The 21,285-nt window shown below is 43.8% G+C and carries 16 protein-coding genes; 8 read left to right on the top strand and 8 right to left on the bottom strand.

All coding sequences use genetic code 11. The annotated features are described in order from the left end of the window. Positions 1-4: 4 nt before the first annotated feature. The 7 genes from DIU38_RS22280 to DIU38_RS22250 all read left to right on the top strand — a co-directional run bounded on the left by DIU38_RS22280 (position 5) and on the right by DIU38_RS22250 (position 8,866). Positions 5-3,256: an efflux RND transporter permease subunit gene (locus DIU38_RS22280; protein ID WP_112651624.1), complete on the top strand. Its 3,252-nt coding sequence runs from the start codon at positions 5-7 to the stop codon at positions 3,254-3,256. A gap of 4 nt (positions 3,257-3,260) precedes the next feature. Next, positions 3,261-4,349 carry an efflux RND transporter periplasmic adaptor subunit gene (locus DIU38_RS22275; protein WP_112651792.1) on the top strand — a complete coding sequence of 363 codons (1,089 nt, stop codon included), beginning with the start codon at positions 3,261-3,263 and terminating at the stop codon, positions 4,347-4,349. Between the two features lie 222 nt (positions 4,350-4,571). After that, the gene (locus tag DIU38_RS22270; protein WP_112651790.1) at positions 4,572-4,907 is read left to right on the top strand and encodes a tRNA-binding protein; all 336 of its coding nucleotides are present in this window, start codon (positions 4,572-4,574) and stop codon (positions 4,905-4,907) included. After that, positions 4,908-5,381, top strand: a complete 474-nt coding sequence (locus DIU38_RS22265) for a nucleoside deaminase (RefSeq protein WP_208057742.1) — start codon at positions 4,908-4,910, stop codon at positions 5,379-5,381. A gap of 196 nt (positions 5,382-5,577) precedes the next feature. Continuing rightward, positions 5,578-6,189: a superoxide dismutase gene (locus DIU38_RS22260; RefSeq protein ID WP_112651623.1), complete on the top strand. Its 612-nt coding sequence runs from the start codon at positions 5,578-5,580 to the stop codon at positions 6,187-6,189. 181 nt (positions 6,190-6,370) lie between these two features. After that, complete coding sequence (locus DIU38_RS22255) at positions 6,371-7,822, top strand: amino acid permease (RefSeq protein WP_112651622.1); 1,452 nt, start codon at positions 6,371-6,373, stop codon at positions 7,820-7,822. Positions 7,823-7,834: 12 nt separating this feature from the next. After that, on the top strand, positions 7,835-8,866 hold the full coding sequence (locus tag DIU38_RS22250; protein WP_112651620.1) for a ferredoxin--NADP reductase: 1,032 nt from the start codon (positions 7,835-7,837) through the stop codon (positions 8,864-8,866). Between the two features lie 57 nt (positions 8,867-8,923). Here the strand turns inward: DIU38_RS22250 and DIU38_RS22245 are convergent, their stop codons facing one another. From DIU38_RS22245 to DIU38_RS22230, 4 genes are all read right to left on the bottom strand, one after another. Further along, positions 8,924-10,093, bottom strand: coding sequence for a PepSY-associated TM helix domain-containing protein (locus DIU38_RS22245; RefSeq protein WP_112651617.1), 1,170 nt, complete (start codon positions 10,091-10,093; stop codon positions 8,924-8,926). Positions 10,094-10,096: 3 nt separating this feature from the next. Beyond that, on the bottom strand, positions 10,097-12,511 hold the full coding sequence (locus tag DIU38_RS22240; protein WP_112651788.1) for a TonB-dependent receptor: 2,415 nt from the start codon (positions 12,509-12,511) through the stop codon (positions 10,097-10,099). An 85-nt stretch (positions 12,512-12,596) separates the two neighbouring features. After that, a complete protein-coding gene (locus DIU38_RS22235; protein WP_112651615.1) occupies positions 12,597-15,011 on the bottom strand; it encodes a TonB-dependent receptor in 2,415 nt (804 codons plus the stop codon). Between the two features lie 312 nt (positions 15,012-15,323). Then, positions 15,324-16,259, bottom strand: a complete 936-nt coding sequence (locus tag DIU38_RS22230; RefSeq protein ID WP_091172769.1) for a hydrogen peroxide-inducible genes activator — start codon at positions 16,257-16,259, stop codon at positions 15,324-15,326. Positions 16,260-16,561: 302 nt separating this feature from the next. On the opposite strand from DIU38_RS22230, the gene DIU38_RS22225 reads away from it, so the two are divergent. Further along, positions 16,562-18,067: an NAD(P)H-hydrate dehydratase gene (locus DIU38_RS22225; RefSeq protein WP_112651613.1), complete on the top strand. Its 1,506-nt coding sequence runs from the start codon at positions 16,562-16,564 to the stop codon at positions 18,065-18,067. Between the two features lie 345 nt (positions 18,068-18,412). Here DIU38_RS22225 and DIU38_RS22220 read toward each other — a convergent pair whose 3' ends face one another. The 4 genes from DIU38_RS22220 to ytxJ all read right to left on the bottom strand — a co-directional run bounded on the left by DIU38_RS22220 (position 18,413) and on the right by ytxJ (position 21,189). After that, a complete protein-coding gene (locus DIU38_RS22220) occupies positions 18,413-19,240 on the bottom strand; it encodes an anti-sigma factor (protein ID WP_091172763.1) in 828 nt (275 codons plus the stop codon). Position 19,241: 1 nt separating this feature from the next. Then, positions 19,242-19,769, bottom strand: coding sequence for an RNA polymerase sigma factor (locus DIU38_RS22215; RefSeq protein WP_317131807.1), 528 nt, complete (start codon positions 19,767-19,769; stop codon positions 19,242-19,244). A gap of 48 nt (positions 19,770-19,817) precedes the next feature. After that, positions 19,818-20,699: a lipoyl synthase gene (gene lipA / locus DIU38_RS22210; protein ID WP_090530990.1), complete on the bottom strand. Its 882-nt coding sequence runs from the start codon at positions 20,697-20,699 to the stop codon at positions 19,818-19,820. A 160-nt stretch (positions 20,700-20,859) separates the two neighbouring features. Next, positions 20,860-21,189 carry a bacillithiol system redox-active protein YtxJ gene (gene ytxJ / locus DIU38_RS22205; RefSeq protein ID WP_112651604.1) on the bottom strand — a complete coding sequence of 110 codons (330 nt, stop codon included), beginning with the start codon at positions 21,187-21,189 and terminating at the stop codon, positions 20,860-20,862. Positions 21,190-21,285: the final 96 nt, after the last annotated feature.

Below are 21,285 nucleotides of genomic sequence, written 5' to 3'. Positions count from 1 at the left end.
AGCTATGTCAATGGTCACATCCGCACTTAAACGGCCCATCACAACGGTGGTGGTTACCTTGAGCCTGCTCATCTTTGCAGTGCTTAGTGCTATAAAAATACCGATAGATATTTTCCCCAAATTAAACCTGCCCACCATTTATGTTATTGAATCATATGGCGGTATGTCGCCGCAGCAAATGGAGGGTTTTTTTTCAACCCGTTTGCAAGACCAGTTTCTGTATGTAAACGGCATCAAAAGTATTACCAGTAAAAACATTCAGGGTTTAACTATGGTTAAACTGAGTTTTTACGAGAGTACAGACATGGCCGAAGCACAGGCCCAGGTGGCTTTGCAGGTAAGCCGCGTGATGAGCTTTTTCCCGCCGGGAGCACTGCCACCGCAGGTTGTAAGGTTTGATGCTTCATCGTTGCCCGTTGGGCAATTGGTACTATCCGCCCCCAATCGCAGCCTGAAGGATATTTATGATATGGCTGCTACTAAAGTGAGGCCTATGTTTGCTACTGTTCCCGGCTTATCGGCCCCGCCGCCGTTTGGTTCAAACGCCAGGTCCATCACCCTAAATGTTGATCCAAACAAATTAAGAAGTTACGGCTTGACGCCCGATGAGGTAGTAAGTGCGTTGGCTAAGTTCAATGTGATGTCGCCTTCGGGCAATTTAAGGTTAGGCAACACGATGTTTGTAACTACGGTTAACACGTTAATTAACCAAACAGATGAATTTGGCAATATCCCCGTAGTTACCAAAAACGGCGTACCCATTTTGGTAAAAGACGTAGCCCGTGTTGCCGACGCTACCGACGTTACGGTTGATTATGCATTGATCAATGGCAAGCGCTCTGTTTATTTGCCGGTAGTAAAAACCGCCGATGCCAGTACCTGGAGTGTTGTACAGGCTTTGAAAAAGAAGATTCCGGAAATTCAAGGCCTTTTACCCGATGACGTTAAAATCTCATATGAGTTTGATCAATCCATATTTGTGATAAACGCAGTAAAAAGCCTTATGACAGAAGGCGGTCTGGGCGCGTTGCTCACCGGGCTGATGGTATTATTGTTTTTGCGCGACTGGAGAAGCAGTTTGATCGTGGTTATCACTATCCCGGTATCCATTTTGTTAGGTGTATTACTTTTAGGCTTATTCGGCCAAACCATCAATATCATGACATTGAGCGGGCTTGCCCTCGCCATAGGCATTTTGGTTGACCAGGCTACAGTAACCATCGAAAATATTCACCAGCACCTGGAGATGGGCAAAAACAAAGCACAGGCTATTTATGATGCCTGCCAGGAAATCTCGTTCCCCCTATTGCTCATCCTGCTGTGTATCCTTGCAGTATTCGCGCCATCGTTTATGATGAACGGTGTGCCTAAAGCGATGTTTTTACCACTGTCGCTATCTATTGGCTTAACGATGATCGTATCGTACATCATAGCGCAAACACTGGTGCCTATTTTATCAAACTGGCTTATCAAAGCCGAAACTTATCAGCATTATGAACATGGGAAATTGCATGCCCATGCAGGCGAAGCTTTAGACCGGCCCGAAGAAGGGCAGGTAAACCATCACCTGCAACAGGAGCAAAACCATCCCGAAAAGAACGACCTGTTTGAACGGATAAAAATCCGTTTTATGTATATCATTGAACGCTGGATGCCAAACAAAAAATTAATAGTGCCTATTTATCTCGTGGTTGTTTTGGGGTTGGCCGGTGTTTGTTTTGTGACCATTGGAAAAGATATGATGCCGAAGCTCAACAACGGCCAGTTTCAGATCAGGATCAAAGAGCCTGATGGCACAAGACTTGAACGTACGGAAGACGGGCTGAAACAGGTGTTACAAATTATCGACAGCACGGTGAACCATCATATAGCTATTACATCGGCTTATGTAGGTATTGTGCCAAGCAGCTATGGCACCAGCAACCTTTATGTATTTAATACCGGTACACATGAAGCGGTATTACAGGTTAACCTTGATGAAGATTATCACATCAATATGGATGAGCTTAAAGATGCGCTCCGTAAAAATATAGCATCGCGCATGCCCGATCTCCGCATCACTTTTGAACCTATCGACATGACCGAAAAGATCATGAGCCAGGGGGCATCTACACCTATCGAAATAAGGGTAGCGGGTAAGGACATGGCACAGATAGAAGGCTACTCGAACAAAGTGTTGGCCGGACTTAAAAAGATCAGCTACCTGAGGGATGTGCAGATCAGTCAGCCTTTAAAGTTTCCTGTGGTGGCAATAACGCTCGACAGGTTGAAAGCTGCTCAATTAGGCCTGGATATTAAAGATGTTGCCCGCTCGGTTACCGCAAGTACATCATCAAGCCGTTTTACCGAGAAAAACCTTTGGCTTGATGATAAATCGGCCTATACTTACCAGGTGCAGGTGCAAATTCCAGAGTATGTGATGAATACAATGGATGAGTTGAAAGAGATCCCACTGGTGAAAGGCCAAAGTACACCTGTACTTGGTGATATCGCCAGCTTTAAGGTTAATTACGTTCCCGGTGAATATGACCGTACCGGTCCGCGCCGCTTCTTAACCGTGAGCGCCAATATTTATAAAAAGGACTTGGGTACGGCTACTGCCGCAGTGCAGCAGGTGATCAAATCTGTCGGGGCGCCGCCTAAAGGCCTGATTGCTGAAGTTAAGGGTATGTCGAGCTTGTTGACAGAAACGCTCGACAGCTTGCAGAACGGTTTGATGTTTGCCATTTTGGTGATCTTTTTATTGCTGGCCGCTAATTACCAATCGTTTAAATTATCCCTTACAGTACTATCTACCGTACCGGCAGTAATATTGGGATCGCTAACGGCATTACTGCTTACCGGTTCAACACTTAACCTGCAAAGCTATATGGGCATGATCATGTCTACAGGGGTATCGGTGGCAAACGCCATCCTGATCGTAACCAATGCTGAAACCCTGAGACTGGATTATAAAGACTCTACAAGGGCAGCCATTACCAGTGCGTCCATCAGGTTAAGACCAATCCTAATGACCAGTTTGGCCATGATGGCAGGTATGATCCCGATGGCATCAGGGATGGGTGAAGCCGGCGAGCAAACCGCGCCATTGGGCCGCGCGGTGATAGGCGGCTTATTTGCCTCAACATTAGCCGCGCTGTTTATACTACCGCAGGTATTTGCCTGGGTACAGCAAAAAACCACTTATGATTCACCGTCCTTAATGAAGGACGTAAATGTTAATGATCCTCAACAACTTGAAACCTCCAATAGCTAATATTATGAAACTAAAATATATTATACTGCTAAGCAGTATCAGTTTAATGGCCGCTTGCGCCGGCAATCAAAAGCCGGTGGACCTCACAGAAACCAAAAAAACCAACCAAAAAGCAAGCGGATATGAAACCGGCAAAGTGTCGGAAAAAGCACTGTCAAGCGAAGCCCGCCTTCCGGGCCAGTTAAAGCCTTATAACGAGGTAAACCTGTTTCCGAAAGTAAACGGGTTTGTAAAAACCGTTTTTGTTGATCGTGGTACTTTGGTTAAAAAGGGACAATTACTGGTAACCTTAGAAGCGCCGGAAATGGAATCGCAACTGCAGGCCGCCGATTCGCGGTATATGCAGGCTAAGGAAAATGCTGTTGCCAGTAAAGAAAAGTATCAGCGTTTAAAAGAGGCTGCAAAAGAACCTGGATCAGTTTCTCCGCTTGAATTGGATAACGCTTTAGCAAAAATGAAAGCTGATGACGCAATGGCCCGCTCAGAAAGCTCTATCGTGGCATCTGTACGCACCATGCAGGATTACCTGAACATTCGTGCACCGTTTGATGGCATGATCATTCAGCGTAATGTATCTCCGGGAGCTTTGGTAGCCCCGGGTAAAGGTACAGACCTGCCGATGCTTATTTTGCAGGATACCCGCAAGCTGCGTTTAGAGGTTTACATCCCCGAAGATTTCGTAGACAAAGTTGACTTAAAGCAGCAGGTAAAATTCACTTTTAATGCTATGCCGGGGCAGGAACAAACAGCCAAAATCAGTCGCTCGGCCAATGCTTTAGGGAGTATGCGTTCTGAAGCTATTGAAATAGACGTACAAAACCAAAATGGAATACTAAAACCGGGGATGTATGCCGAAGTTAAGATCCCGATGCTTTCGGGCGCCAAATCGTTGTTAGTGCCCAACAATGCCATCATCCGGTCAACCGAGAGGGAATATGTAATAGCCGTAAAAGACGGCAAGGCAGCATTAATTGATATAAAGGAAGGATTATCCAGACATGACTCAACCGAAGTATTTGGGAACCTGAAGGCCAACGATATCATTCTTAAAAATGCCAGCGATGAGGTGAAGGACGGGACGAATATTAATTGACGCAGTTAGAGGCAACGGCTAAGCCTAAGCGGTTTGGAACAGGACTTTCACATCCGGCCTTAATGGCAGAATTGTCGCGTTTTATTGTTATAACTCATTAGTTCATGATACATGACGCATTGATTTTGTTTACTAATGTCCATATCAAACCCTTTACTTAAAATTGGGGCAAGGGTAGCTTTTGAAGAAGAGCGAGAGACATATTTTTTTACCTTTGCCCGTATGGAAACCATCAACTGGCATGATTTTGAAAAAGTAGAACTGCGCGTAGGCACTGTATTGGAGGCGGTCGATTTTCCCGAGGCCCGTAAGCCGGCTTTTAAAGTGAGGGTTGATTTTGGGGCTTTCGGCATCCGGTGGTCGAGCGCACAAATCACTAAGCATTACACCAAAGAAGAATTGGTTGGCCGGCAGATAGTGGGTGTAACAAATTTCCCTAAAAAGCAGATCGCCAATTTCATGTCGGAGTTCCTGGTTACCGGTTTCGCCGACGAGAACGGAGACATTGTGTTAACCGCTGTTGAAAAGCCTGTGCCAAACGGCAGCAAACTTATTTAAATGAGATATATCAGTTTTGAGGATGAGGCCTCTATGTCGCCCGATGAATATTTTATGGGCGAGGCGTTAAAAGAAGCCCGCTATGCATTGGAGGAAGATGAAATCCCGATAGGGGCGATTGTTGTTTACAATGGCCGCATTATAGGAAAAGGGCACAATCTTACCGAACGGCTTAACGATGTATCGGCCCATGCAGAAATGCAGGCCCTTACTGCGGCCGCTAATTTAATTGGAGGTAAATACCTGCAAGGCTGTACGCTGTACGTTACTATGGAACCCTGTGTAATGTGTGCCGGGGCTTCGTACTGGTTCCAGGTAAGTAAGATCGTTTTTGGGGCTTATGATAACAAACTCGGGTTCGGCCGCATCAACCAAAAAATAACCCATCCCAAAACAGTGATCACCGGCGGTATCCGCGAAGCTGAATGCAGCCAGTTGGTGAAAGATTTTTTTAAGGGGAAGAGGAAAAAGTAGGATGTCTGAATCAGAATTTTCAGGATTTTAGAATTTACAGAATATGAATTGGTTTGATGATAAGCATTCTGCTAATTCTTAAATTCTGAAAATCCTGATCAAAAACATGACAATTATTTAGAACAAATAGTTCCGTCAACGCTTATATTTGTTACGTCACAACAAATAGTAAACTTTAAAATAAACAACTAAAATTATGGCATTTACCCTACCGGCGTTATCCTACGCTACTGATGCTCTGGAACCGCACATTGATAAACTGACCATGGAAATTCACCATGGCAAACACCACCAGGCTTATGTTACCAACTTAAACAAAGCTCTGGAAGGTAAGCCTGAGGCTGAAAGCAATATCGACGATATCATTAAAAATATCTCTAAATTCCCCGCTGCTGTGCGTAACAATGGCGGTGGCCACTACAACCATACCTTGTTCTGGACCTTGTTATCACCAAACGGTGGCGGCGAGCCTACAGGCGCTTTAGCTGATGCTATCAAAAGCACTTTCGGTTCATTTGCCGATTTCAAAACTAAAGTATCTGAAGCAGGTGCAACCCGTTTTGGTTCTGGCTGGGCATGGTTAATTGTTTCTGCTGATAAAAAATTAGCTATAACTTCAACTCCTAACCAGGACAACCCATTAATGGACATCGCTGAAGTTAAAGGTACCCCAATTTTAGGTATCGATGTTTGGGAGCATGCTTACTACCTGAAATATCAAAACCGTCGTCCGGATTACTTAGCAGCTATCTGGAATGTGATCAATTGGAACCACGTTGCCGAGCTTTACGCAAAAGCAACCGCTTAATATTATTTAAGCTCATAAATTTAAAGCGGCAGGATCTGATGGTCCTGCCGCTTTTTTATTGGTAACAGACTCAAAAATGTCATTGCTAATGATATAGTTTGAGATCATATTTTACGCCCGCGTTATATACTGGCTACCCATCTCTCTAATAATCTACTAACTTTGTGGACTTTTTTATATCATGATCAAAAAGCCCATAGAAACCCTGCTCAGCGAATCGAAGGAGGAGGGGGAACATTCATTAAAACGCTCGCTTGGACCCATTAACCTTATTTTAATTGGGATAGGCATCATTATAGGGGCCGGTTTATTTTCGTTAACCGGTATAGCGGCGGGCCAGCATTCGGGGCCTGCGGTAACCATTTCTTTTTTAATTGCTGCTATTGGCTGTGCTTTCGCTGCCCTTTGTTATGCCGAGTTTTCGGCCATGATACCTGTTGCGGGGAGCGCTTACACCTATTCTTATGCTACCATGGGCGAGCTTTTTGCCTGGATCATAGGCTGGGACCTTGCGCTTGAATATGCCGTGGGCGCAGCAACAGTGGCCATTAGCTGGTCGCAATACCTTACTAAATTTTTATCCTGGTTTGATCTGTATTTGCCTCCACAGCTTACGCTTTCGCCTTTTGAAACAGCTAAGGCTGCCAATGGCAATATTATTAACGGGATCATTAATTTGCCTGCTGCGCTCATTGTGATTTTGGTTACCAGTATCATTATCCGGGGTACAAAAGGTTCGGCATTGGTTAATGCCATTATTGTAACTTTGAAAGTGGGCGTGGTGCTGGTGTTTATCGCGGTTGGGTGGTCATTTATTAACCCGCAAAACTATCACCCCTATATTCCGCAAAATACCGGTGTTTGGGGCGATTATGGCTGGTCGGGCATATTGAGAGGGGCGGGATTAGTGTTTTTTGTATTTATTGGGTTTGATGCTGTATCAACCGCGGCGCAGGAGGCCAAAAACCCACAGCGCAATATGCCCATCGGGATCATCGGCTCCCTGCTGATCTGTACGGTACTCTTTATTGTATTTGCGCACGTAATGACCGGAATGGCCAACTATAAGGAATTTATAGGTTCAGGCGCACCGGTTGCCATCGCCATTGAAAAAACGCATTACCAGTGGTTGAGTAAAGCTATTGTGCTGGCTATTTTAATAGGTTATACCTCGGTGATTTTGGTCGACCTGTTAGGCCAATCGCGTGTGTTTTTCTCTATGTCGAAAGATGGTTTGCTGCCTAAGGTTTTTTCAGAAGTGCATCCCAAATTTCGCACACCCTGGAAATCGAATATTATGCTTTGCGCTTTTATAGCCCTCTTTGCCGCATTTGTTCCGATACGCGTGGTTGGTGAAATGACCAGCATTGGTACCCTGCTTGCATTTGTTATGGTTTGCGCCGGTGTACTTATTTTACGGAAGCAGCAGCCTGATATTCACCGGCCGTTTAAAACACCCCTTGTACCATTGGTGCCGGTACTGGGTATCCTGACCTGTTTTGCCATGATGACGTTTCTACCCGGCGATACCTGGTTGCGTTTGGTCATTTGGCTTGCAATTGGTTTGGTTATCTACTATACTTACGGCAAAAAGAACAGCGTTATCCGCAAAATACTTGCAGATAAACAATAACGCTATCAATTGATGACCGAAGAGATTTTAAAACTAAAAGTTGAACGCATAAAATGGGAAACCTCAGATACTGCTACTTTTTATTTGAGCAGTATAGATGGTAATCTTATCCCTTATACCGCAGGGCAGTTCATCACACTGATATTTAACCACAGGCAGGAAGAGATCAGGCGCTCGTATTCGTTAAGCTCGTCGCCCGATGAACAATACCCTGCAATAACTATTAAGCGCATTACCAACGGTGAAATCTCCAGGTTTATGCTCACTAAAATAAAGGAAGGCGATGAGTTAACAGCATTAGCCCCTGCCGGTCGTTTTACCATCAGTGACCATCAGCAGGAAAAGGATCTGTTTTTATTTGCGGGCGGCAGCGGCATTACCCCTATATTTTCGCAACTGAAATATATTTTGAGCCGGGAGGGTAAAAGCAGGCTAACTCTCATCTATAGTAATCAAAATGCGGCTTCCATTTTATTTAAAGATGAGCTGGATAAACTGGCAGCCGAACACCCTGAAAGGCTGACAATCATTTACCTGCTTAGCAGCGAAGGGAATCGCCTCAACCCCGATAAGGTAGAAAAGCTGGTGAAGCAATACGCCAGCTTTAACCTGGCAAATGCTGAGTTTTACCTTTGCGGGCCCTTCGCTTATATGCGTATGATCCGGTTCGACCTGGTGTATATGGGGATTGATCAGGCAAAGATCCGCCGCGAAAATTTTGTGCTCGAAACAGTTGCCGTAACAAGCAGCTTTACTAATTTTCCACCCAAAAACATCAAAATAAAATACCGGGGCGAGCTGCACGATATTGTAGTAGGCGAAAACCAATCCATACTGCAGGCTGCCCTGCAAAACAATATCCCTTTACCTTATAGCTGCCGGGGAGGAATATGCTCTACCTGCATGGTTAAATGCACCGGCGGCAAAGTTGAAATGGTGAAAAATGATGTACTTACTGAAGCGGATCTTGCACAAGGATGGATTTTGACCTGCACCGGGCATCCCTTGGATGATGAGGTGGTTATTGGCCCCCCAGCCCCCTAAAAGGGGGACTTATACCAGGAAGCGAAAGAACAATCAACGTAATCAGTATATCAAAAATCAACGGTCGGTTGGCAAATGCTGCCTTACCGTCCTTCTGTGCACCACCGTTTTTACCTTTTTTGATTTGGATTTTTTGCGTTTGCCCAGCCAGATGATAAAGCCGGTGACGGGTAAACTTGCGCAAATAAGGCTGGCCAGAAAAGCAATGATCTTACCGGGAAGGCCTAAGATTTGCCCTACGTGAACATCATAATTCATATTATTCATTTTCATGCCGGCACTTTTTTGTTCATGCGCGGTACGGTTCAATAATTTGCCGGTGTATTTATCGAAGGAATAGCTATCACTTTTATAGTAGTGCAGGGCCTGTGCGTATGCGGTTACGCCTATGGCACCGGCTTTAGCAGCATCGTCATAAATCAAAAACATTTCGGCAGTTGGCGAGGCGGCTTTGGCTGATAAATATGCTTTGTTGATAACCTGGGTGGTATCCATCTTGCCGTTCAACAACGAATCGGACTTGAAAACTACCTTTTCTTCGGGATGTGCTTTGCCCAAATTAGCGGCTGTGTAAATAGCTTCACGCATCCAGTCAAATGATATTGACAGACCTGTTATGGCCAATATGATGGCCACGCTGGTGGCATAAAAGCCCAAAACATTATGCAAGTCGTAATTAACGCGGCGCCAGCGGCCACCCCATTTAATAGTAAAGCTGCGTTTGCGGTCGCTTTTACGTTTGGGCCACCAGAGTATAATGCCGGTGATCATCAGCACCACAAAAACTATTACCGATATGCCTACTACCAGGGTGCCTATATTAGCAGGAAGTAACAGGTACAGGTGAATATATTCAACGATAATAAAAAAGTTCGTGGTGGGGCTTTCGGTATGGGTGATCTTACCTGTATAAGGATTCAGATATACAAAAAGGAGGCCCTCTTTCTTGTCCGTTACCAACACCCCCGCAGGCCGACCGGTACCGTAATAGTAAACATAACTGGCCGCAGCGCCCTTACGGCTTTTCAGTGCTTCGGCCTTAAGTATTGACGGTGCTATGTAGGGTTTATCTTGTACTTCAACCTTACGGTAACTGTGTATCGCATCCTGGATCTCGTCCTGAAAGCAGAAGATACAGCCGGTTATACTCACTATAAATACTACCAGCCCGGATATAAATCCGAGCCAGCGATGTATAAACAACAGTGTTTTTTTAAAAGGTGTCATTCATTAAAATTTGTAGCCGATACTTAAACGTACGTTTGTTGGTGCTTCTGCCTGCCAGCTGTAAACAGTTTTGCCGTCGGTGCTCAACCCCTCGTGCCCACCTGAATAAAGGTATTTGTTAAGCACGTTATTTACATTTAACGCAAAACTCATCTTCTTGACCTGGTAAGATGCGCCTGCATCTAAACGGAAATAGTTTGGCAGATCTGATGTGCCAGTGCCGAGGCTCCATGGCAGGCGGTCAAGCTGCCACTGATAGCCGGTTGAAAAGCCCAAGCCTTTTAAGCTGCCATGCTGTAAACGGTATGTTAACCAGGCATTGGTAACATGTTTTGCAAAGCCGGGAACAGGATTGCCAACATTTGCAGGGTTGGTATCTTTAGAGATCTTCGAATCGGTATACGCATAGTTAACCATCAGGCTCAGGCCGGTTATGATTTCGCCGCGGGCGTCAAATTCAATCCCTTTGGTTTTAGTTTGACCTAATTGCAAAACGTAATTTGCGGCAGATTCACCATGTTTGTCGGGGTCGGTTACCAACTGGTTGTTTTTAAGGATCTGGTAAGCAGATAAGGTAGTATTCCACTTTCCATCAAACCAGTCGCGTTTTAAACCGAGCTCCATGTTGTTGCCGGTAATAGGCTTAACTTTTTGGCCGCTGTATATTTTACCTGTTTGCGGCACAAATGATTGATCATATACCGCATAGGCAGTTGTAGTAGGATCAATGTTGACACTTAACCCAAAACGGGGCGTAAATTTATGCCCTTTAGTATCGCCGGCATAAGGATCGGTAGTAGTGGCATGGGTGTAACGACCGGCTACAGTTAAACGCAATTTCTGATCAAAAAAGCCCAACTCATCCTGTACATAAAATGACCGATATTTTTCGGTATTTACAGCGTTTTTGCCGCGCTCGCTAAGCGGGACCGACCTGTCAAACACGGGTAAAGTAACAGGCCCGTTGTTCGGATTGTGGATATTGAAAGGGTTTGCAGGATCAGGATCAAGCGAACCTGATTGAAAATAATCCGGAATGTAGTACTTGTTGCCGATATCAAGTCCGCTTAACAGGCGGTGAACAACTTTGCCTGTATTAAATTCGCCATTTAAAAAAGCCTGGGCAAATTTGTTTTTGTTAACAGCATCCCATAAACCAAGGTTACGGTCAACATCGCCGTTGCTGCTGATGCTGTTTATCCAATAGCTGTACGCCGTTTGCTTATAATAAAAATAAGCACCCTGCGCGGTAACTTTCCACTTGCTGTTAAAAGTATGCTCATAAGTTAAAAATGCACTTTGGTCCCGGATGCCCGATGATGGTGAATTTGATGGCGCATTAGTAAAGTTGCGCGGCAGTGTTGCATAGCCATCAGTGGAGAACAGGTACGCGGTACCAAAGGCATTCATGCGCTGGTACTGGTAGGTATACTCGGCAGTGAGGGTATTTTTGCTGTTGAATTTGTAGCGTAATACGGGAGCGATAACCGTACGGTTGGTAAAATCATACGGGCGCCATGATTTTGAAAGCTGACCCATCAGGTTGAGACGGTATTGCAGTTTACCGTCTTTAGTAAGTACGCCGTCAAAATCGGCAGTGGCACGGTAGCTGTTAAAACTGCCTGCAGTAAAACTGAATGCCTGGCCGGTAGTGCCGGTAGGCTTTTTAGTAACTACGTTATAAAAACCCGATGGGTTGCCGTTGGCCAGCATGAATGCAGCAGGGCCTTTTACAAATTCAATCCTGTCAACAAATGACATATCTTCGGTTAGCGGGCCCCAGGTAGCTTCGATGTTCATACCGTTGCGGAAAGGTGCAAGCCTGTCGCCGCGGGCATTTACACGGGCATAATTGCCCCAATGCTCCTGCATGGTTAAGCCGCTCACATTGCGCGACACGCCTTCGAGCATGTTAAAGATCTGCTGGTCCTTAATCTGGTCGGAAGATACCACCTGGATGTTTTGTGCCACTTCAAGTAAAGGCTCGTTTAGCCTCAGGCTGGCTGAGGGATCATCGATCTTATATTTTTGTTTCCTGCCCGAAATTAATACCTCTCCAATTTGGTTGGCGTTTTCGCGCAGCATAAAGTTTACGGTAACGCGTTGTCCATCGGCCAGTTCAACTGCTTTTTCTTCAGAAGCCAGGCCCACAAACGTTACTTTAATGGTGTAGCTGCCCGGTTTTACTTTGTTGAAAGTAAACCTTCCGCTTTCGCTGGTAACCGTGCCGGCAGATATCCCATTACCGTTAAGGCTTACGGTTACACCGGGAACGGTTTGGCCATCTGCAGTCGTGATTGTGCCTGTTATGATGCCGGGTTTTACCTCGGCCAGCGCGGGTTTTATATTGAAGAGCAGCAAAACTGCCCATAATAAAAGAGGAGGAAGTTTACAGAAAGAGTGTATGGATTTTGACATTTTATTCAGGATTAACAGGAATGATTTGGTTGTTAACTTAAAGCCGGAACTGTAATACACTCCTGCTTTTTATTTAATGGCTGTTTTAAAATTTATAGGTTGCGCTTAATGCAAAACTTCTTAATTTTTGAGGGTTAATAGTGGTGTAACCTATCCAGTATTTTTCATTGGTAAGGTTGTCAAGCTTAGCACCAAGCCGGTATTTATTAGTATCATAAAATGCTGATGCTCCTAATACAGTGTAAGCCGGCAGGGTAAATACGCCAATGGTCCGGCTGTTTACGATCTTGTTATCGCTGGCATAGTTGCCGCCGAAACCCAAACCAAAACCTTTCACCGCACCCTGATGAAACTTGTAGCTTACCCAAAAATTTGCCAGGTATGGCGATGAGGCGGTTGCAGGCCGAAGACCTTCAACGCTGGCATCTGCACTTTTGGTAAGCTTTGAATCATTATATGAAAAACCTGCTACGATGTTAAGGCCGATTATTGGGTTGGCTATTACTTCGGCTTCAAAGCCTTTGCTGTATTGGGTACCATCCTGTACCGAAAGAATGGGATTTATGGTGGAAGGGCGTACGATATTTTTCACTTTGATATCATAGTAGCTTACGGTACCGCTCAATTTACCATCGAACAGATCAAGTTTTACGCCGCCCTCAATTTGATTGGCTTGCTCGGGTTTAAGCGGTTGGTTGTTTTCGGTAGTACCGGTTTTGTTGTTAAAGCTGTTTTGATAATTGGCAAACAGCGATATGTGGTCTTTAACGGGTTGGTAAACCAAACCAAATTTTGGCGAAAAGGCGGTTTGTTTGTATGCCCCTGAAGTGGTTTGAGTTGTTGGGTCGTAGTTGCCTTTATTGTCAAACCTGTCTACGCGTAAACCTGCCGATGCTATCAGTTGATCCGTAATATTAAACACATCAGAGAGATAAGCGCTGTAGGTATTCCGTTTAAACATGGAAGGGTAGGTAAAACCATAAATGCCGGTAGCATAAAGGGTGTCCATCGCCGCTTTGTTGAAATTGCTATAGTTTTGATTGCCGGTTAGAGATACAGTATCGAGTGTACTGCCAAAAAAATATTGCTGCGAGTTTTCCCTGAAGAAATCCAGGCCGCCTACAAACCGGTTACGGAATTTACCTATTTTGAAGTCGCCGTTAAAGTTCTGCTGGATCTCCATCATGTCATCTTTACTTTTGCGGGTTGACTGATCGTTACGGGAAATAGAATCACCCGGCAACAGGTAGTAGTAAGGGCCAAAGCCGTCCGAATAACTATGGGTGAGGCTCAGGTTGGTTCGCGTTGTCCAGGCGTTGGAGATCTTATATTTTACTTCTCCATAAAAATTCCTGTTTTGTGACGTTTGAGCCAGGTCATCTCCATGATAGCTTTGTTTGTAGTCAAGCCTGAGCTGATCGGCACGACTGTAACCCAGGGCATCGATGGTCTGTCCGTAAGGGAAAAAGAAAATAGATTTTCCGATATTGGTACCATATGACAATTCAGCATCGGCACTAATGGTTAACCTGTCGGAAGCCTTATAAACAATGCTTGGGTCAATAACTATATTCCGCGAAAAGCCGTTGTTTTGGAAACTGCCGTCATGATAGAAAGCGGTGTTTAAACGGAAGAGTACCTTTTTATCTTTATCGAGCGGAGTGTTAATATCGGCGCTGCCCCGGTAAAAACCAAAATTGCCGCCAGATAAGCTTATTTCTCCGCCAAATGTGTCATAAGGTTTCTTGGTAACACGGTTGATCAGGCCGCCATATGAGGTTAAAGAACTTCCGAATAAAGTGGCAGAAGGGCCTTTAATAATTTCAATCCTGTCGATGTTAGCCGCGTCAATGCCATTAGTTATAATCCCTGCAATGCCGTTACGCATGGTACTTTGTACAATAAAACCTCTGCTGTTATAATAAGCGCCGCCATCGCCGCCACGACCGGTAGCTTCCCACATTTTTTGGATCCCTGGGGCATTTTTAATTGCGTCATCAACAGAAAATATCAATTGTTCCTGCATCAGCTGGCTGCTTATGGTATTATAAACCTGTGGGTTTTCGAGGTTGCTTAAAGGCATTTTGGCAACATCCTCGCTGCGTGAGCGTTTAAATTTATTGGTTTTATTGGCATTTATATTTACTTCCTGCAAACCATGAATAGTATTGTCAACAGTAATAACAGGCAGTACAGTTGTTTGCCCGGCTGTTACGGTTACTGATTTTTCCTGTCCTTTTGAGCCAACTTCGGATACTACAAGGGTATAATTTCCTTGCAGGGCTTTAATTTCAAATAAGCCGTTTTCATCGGTTATGGTACCATACCTGGTGCCTTTAAGTACTGCTGAAACGTTTTCGGCGGGGCCATTTTTTATAGTGACAATTTTACCCTTAAGGATTCCCCTGGCTTGCTGGGCAAGGGCCGGGATGGTGCCGATAAGTAGCACTATAAATGAAAGCGAAAAGATTTTTGAGAAAGATGATTTGGATTGGTTCATTTTATTTAGACTAAATATAAATAACTGCGCAAAAGTAGCCAGGCAAGTGTTATGATGCAAATTATTTATAATAAATCTAAATAGTACACTTAATATACTTGTTGTTCAGATACTTGTGTATGTAAGAATGGAGGATTGCTAATCCGGTAAGGGATTGTGAAAGCAATATCACCGAAATTATTCAGAAAAGAGTAGTTAAATTTAAGAATCATGTAAATGGGGGCCTTCTATAATCCTGAAGGCTGTCATCACCTAATGAAGCCTTGCAAAGTTTCCCAAACTTTGTAAGGCTGGTAGATAGATAGGCAATTACTAAATATCCATCACTTCCTTTTTCTTTTTGCTTTTCATCCGCTTTGGCACAAATTCCAGTATTTCAGCTTTCAGCGCTTCAATCATGCGGCGTTTTAAAAAGTTGCGCTGTATCACAATGCTTACCTCACGGGCGGGTTCGGGCGATTTAAAATAGCGTACCTTATCCAGTTGTTTCTCGCTAAGCTCAGACAGGGCCAACTCGGGGAGGATGGTAGCCCCGTTATTTTGGTCGACCATGCGTTTTAGGGTTTCAACGCTGCCGGTATTGTATTCAAAATGCTGAAAGCCACGGGTTGATTTCCGTCGCTGGCAAATATTCAAAACCTGCTCGCGCATGCAATGACCTTCGTTCAGGATCCAGATCTCCTCCATATCTATATCATCCGGCACAATATTCTTCTTTTTAGAAAGTTTGCTGTTTTTGGATACATAGGCTACAAAATTTTCATAAAATACAGGGATTTCGGTAAGGTTGTTTTCATGAAGCGGGGTAGAAAGGATGCCGCAGTCAAGCATACCGAGTTTTAGCTGTTGAATGATCTCTTCGGTAGTTTGTTCCCATACAATCAGTTTTACCTGTGGATATTTTTCAATAAAGCCATGGATGATTTTAGGTAATATATAGGGCGAAACGGTAGGGATGATGCCTACCCGTAATTCGCCCGAAAGTTCCTTTTGCCTGTCGGATATAATTTCTTTGATCTTTTCGCTCTCAGACAGCATTACACGTGCCTGCGTAATTATTTCAATCCCTATTTCGGTAGGCACAACGGGCTGTTTGCTGCGGTCAAAGATCTTAACGCCAAGCGTATCCTCCAGTTTTTGTACCTGCATACTTAATGTTGGCTGGGTAACAAAACATTTTTCGGCTGCCAAAACAAAGCTGCGATAGGTATCAACAGCTACAATATACTCCAGTTGTGTGATAGTCATGTAATATAGATAAATGCTATGTAAAGGTAATAAATATTGATTTTATCTATTCAAATATTTCGCAAGGACTGGATTATAAAAGCAACTAATATGAAAACAAAGAAGAAGGTTAAATACCGGTATTTATAATAAACTAAAGTCTCGTGAAACGGCCACTTTATTATTGTAAAACAGCTTGCCAGTCCATCTGTTAAAATAATTTTGCAGCAGGATTTTTGGATATTATTATTTGTTGTGCAGTTCGGTTGATCTGCTAATAATTTCTCTTAAAACAAAACCATTAAATCCTTACTTTAGGATATATGCTTCCTTTATTAATTGCCGAACAAATTCGCGAGGGTGATGCTTATACTATCGCTAATGAACCTGTTGCTTCTATTGATTTGATGGAACGCGCCTCAAAAGCGTTTGTGGGTTGGTTCGTTAACCGTTTCCCCGATAAAAACGAGCCGATAACTTTTTACTGTGGTACGGGGAATAACGGCGGCGACGGGCTTGCCATTGCGCGTATTTTATGTGATCATCATTATAATAAGCTCAACGTCGTAATAGCCCGGTTTTCTGATAAGGCATCGGAGGATTTTAACATCAATTTTGAAAGGCTAAAACAAACTTGCGTATCTATAAAGGAACTTGCCAAAGATGAAGAGATCCCGGCGGATAGCAGCCCGGTAATTATTGACGCCCTGCTTGGCAGCGGCTTGAACAAACCGCTCACCGGCAATTATGAACGGCTGGTTAAGTTCATTAATGATTTGGGCCGAATAGTTGTTGCTGTTGATGTACCCACAGGTTTTTTTTCGGAAGGGGAAGTAGTCAGGGATACCATTGCTATAAAAGCCGACCTTGTAATTACTTTTCAGCAGCCTAAAATCAATTTCCTGTTACCGGAATCGGCACCTTATATCAATTGCTGGGAAGCTGTGAATATTGGCATAGATGAAAAGTTTATCAAGTCGTTAAGTTCACCGTATCAGCTTGTTGAAGAAAAAGATGTGAGACAAATACTAAAACCACGTCGTCGTTTCAGCAATAAAGGCACATTTGGTCATGTGCTGATTATTGCAGGACAGGCAAAAACCATGGGAGCGGCGCTATTAAGCTCATCAGCTGCAGCACACGCAGGTGCCGGCCTGACGACTGCCTGTATCCCCGAAAGTGGCTTACCCGCACTAAACAGTTATCAGCCCGAGATTATGGCCATAGTTAGGAACGGTGATGAGCAGCCTGATATTGATTGGGATAAATTTAGTTCGATAGCTGTGGGACCTGGTTTAGGCAAGGATGCCGAGGCCTTAACATTATTAAAAGCAATCATCAAAAACTATAACCAACCGCTGGTTATTGATGCCGACGCATTGAACCTGCTTGCAGAAAATAAGGCATTATTAACCCAGCTACCTGCGGGGAGCATCTTAACCCCGCACATGAAAGAGTTTGACAGGCTTTTTGGCGAACATACCAGTTGGTGGCAACGGCTGCAAACCGCTATAAAAAAGGCAAAGGAGTTAAACCTGTGTATCCTGTTGAAAAATGATTATACCATTATCGCAGCACCCAATGGCAAAGCATATTTTAACTCATCAGGAAATGCTGCTATGGCAAGCGGAGGTATGGGCGATGTACTTACCGGTGTAATAGCTGCTTTGCTTGGGCAAAAGCATCCGCCGGATCAAGCCTGCATCATTGGTGCCTATATTCACGGTAAGGCCGGCGATGAACTTGCATTGCCAAACCGGATGCATGTAGTTTTGCCCGGTAAGCTCATTGCGCAATTGCCTGTTACTATGGCAAAGTTAAGGGCATAAAAAAACGGCTGCAAGTATCATACAGCCGTTTTAATTAACTATTAACTGATCTTATAAAGAACTAAATACTCAAATCCGGGGGTTAGGGTTATCAGGTTCACTGTTTCTCGTTTATGTCCTAACTAATCATAAGACGTTTACACGTTCCTATTAGTTACAAAAAAACTAATAATTGGTTTTGGTTTTCGTTAAAAAAATGTTAAATTATTAACCCAGTGTAGTTTAGGTTTACACAAAATACAAGTAATTAACGTATAAAAATCGAAAAGCTTACATCATTTCTGAATAAATCCGAAAAAATGTAAGCTTTTAATCATTATTAAGCTCTGGGAGATCGTGTTCGCTTTAATATTTACCCATTACCACCATTTGTGATAGTGTTGGACTTTCACTACCGCCTCTTGGCTCAAGCGTTACCGCGAAGGCATCGGCCGAGGCTATCGCTTTCATATTTTTGAATCCGCTTGAATCTGCTGTGGCGTCAAATACACCCAAATCAACAGGTTTGCCGGCCACCAGTGCCCAAAGCTGGTATTGATGCGCTTGGTCATTTGCAGGCAATTTAAGGCCTTCCATGTCAATCACCACTTTTTGTTTGGATGGGCTAAAGGCTACGGTCATCACCGACTCAGACGATTTTTCTGTTCCTTTCAGACGGATCAGTTTAAATGAGGTATCCCTTAAAAGGTTCAGCTCGCTGTCCTTTGCGCTAACCGTGGTGCTAAAATGCTGGTTTTGCAACTGCATGGCATTTAGCCGGGTATTGGTATCATTAAGACGGTTGTAAAGGTTATACAAAGCCGCTGCGCTTGCTAACAATAGAACAAGGCATGCGGCAAATGCGTATTTATAAAAATTAATTTCTTTTTCTTTATAGGGCCGTGTAACCACAACGCTTTCCCGTTCTGTATGGGTTTGTGTAGGAAAGTCATTATCGTCGCCAAAATTAGTTAGTAAACTTCCCAATACGCGGCTACGTAAATATTCAGATGGTTCAATCGCGTTTTCTCCGGCATACAATTCCATTGAGCGTTCAATTTCGGCAAGCTCTGCCTTAATAGCAGGGTGCTTTGAAGCCAGTTCTTCAACCTGTAGCTTTTCGGCAGGGGTAACATCCCCTAATACGTAAAGCTCCAGTATCCCTGTTTCAATATATGCTTTTAAATCTTCCACTTCAATTAAAATGTTTTCTGAGTTCCAGGATAGCCATTCTTAATCGGGTTTTAATGGTTCCCAACGGAATGCCCAATTCTTCGGCAGCTTCCACATGGGTATAGCCTTTAAAATAAACCAGCTCGATGATCAGTCGTTGCTCAGGTTTTAGTGTTTGCACTAAATTTTTAACCCCCATTAACTCAGGTTTGTAAACCGTGTTTCGTTGCTCGTCAATGAAAGTTACGTTATTTTCAATATCCTGGTTTTTATTCTGATTCTTAAAATCTTTCGATCTGGTCTTATCAATTGCAAGGTTGCGCGCGATATTAACCATCCAGGTAAATAAACGGCCTTTTTCCGTACTGTAGCTTGAAAAGGAATGCCAGATTTTTACAAAAGTTTCCTGTAAAACATCTTCGGCTATAGCGGTGTCATTTATAATGCGTGATATAACCCCGAATAACGAGGCCGAATACATATCATATAAAGCTTCGACGGCAATTTTTTCCCGGTGCCGTAATGACAACACCAGTTCTTCTTCTGACATCGATATTTTTCGTTTCTTACTCAACCTGATGAAGATATAAAGGAATTATCACATTTCAAACAAGTGTTTTTCTGCATGGTAAGATGAGCGTACCAGCGGCCCACTTTCAACATACCTGAACCCTTTTTGAAGGCCAAATTCCTTATAACGTGCAAACTGATCGGGATGGATCCAGTCAATCACCGGATGATGGTTACGTGTAGGCTGTAAATACTGCCCCAGTGTAAGTATATGAACGCCTGCTGCCAGCAAATCATCCATTGCTTCTAAAACGTCCTCCTCGGTTTCGCCCAAGCCAAGCATAATGCCTGATTTTGTACGCAAACCCGCTTCTGAAATATGTTTCAGGGCTTCAAGACTGCGGTCATATTTTGCCTGGATCCGTACTTCTTTGGTAAGGCGCCTTACAGTTTCCAGGTTGTGTGATACAACCTCAGGCCTGGTTTCCAAAACGCGGGCAAGGTTATCCCAGTTGCCTTTAAAATCGGGCAGCAGGGTTTCTAAAGTAGTATCGGGGCTTTCACGACGAATGGCATTGATGGTTTCGGCCCAGATAATGGAGCCGCCGTCTTTCAAATCATCACGATCGACAGAGGTAATAACGCAATGTTTTACCTGCATTAGTTTTACAGAAGTTGCTACGCGGTTTGGCTCATCAACATCAACAGCTAAAGGCCTGCCGGTTGCAACTGCACAAAACGAACATGAACGGGTGCAAATATTACCAAGGATCATGAAAGTGGCTGTGCCGGCGCCCCAGCACTCGCCCATATTAGGGCAGTTACCGCTTTCGCATATAGTATGCAGTTTATGTGTATCAACAAGGCTGCGTACGTGAGCATATTCTTTTCCTGTAGGAAGCTTAACCCTAAGCCAATCAGGCTTACGGACAGGCTGGCTAACAGCAGGAACTACCGGCAATTCAATCATGGTACAAATGTAGTTAAATATTTAGTTGATGGGGAATGGTTCATAGTTCATAATAGCAGCAAATGACTGCAAAATGATCATGAGCATTTGCAGCAACGTAATTAATACTAAAAATACTTTGTGAACCCATGAACCATGAACTATGATCCATTAACAAAATCTAAATCAGCACTTCTAAAGTTTCATCAACGGAGATGCCGCTGTGAGATTGGTCAAGGATGCATTCGCCATTTTTAATGAGTAACAGTTGGGGCGATTCGTGGTGTACCTCGAACAATTGCGCTACCTGGTTTGACAGGTCACGGTATTTGATCAGGTCTAAAAAGTAAAGGGGCATATTTTCGGGAAGATTATCCCAGTCAAGCTCAAAACGCCTTTTGGCCATCATGCTGATGGAGCAGCGCGTGCTATGTTTAAATATAAGGCTATATCCTTCTTGTTGTTTGATCGCCATTAGCTGATCGGCCGTCTCCAACGAAATCCAGTTCATATTATTAATAGTTAAAATGCTATAACGTAATTATAACACAAAAACTGTGTAGTGTGTTTAAACAGGTTTAAAAATGACAATTAACTGTTAACGGCC

Origin of the sequence: Mucilaginibacter metallidurans (genome assembly GCF_003286435.2) — a bacterium.
Classification (GTDB): domain Bacteria; phylum Bacteroidota; class Bacteroidia; order Sphingobacteriales; family Sphingobacteriaceae; genus Mucilaginibacter; species Mucilaginibacter gossypii.
Note: the sequence above shows the minus strand (reverse complement) of the source record. Positions and strands in the feature narration are given on the sequence as shown.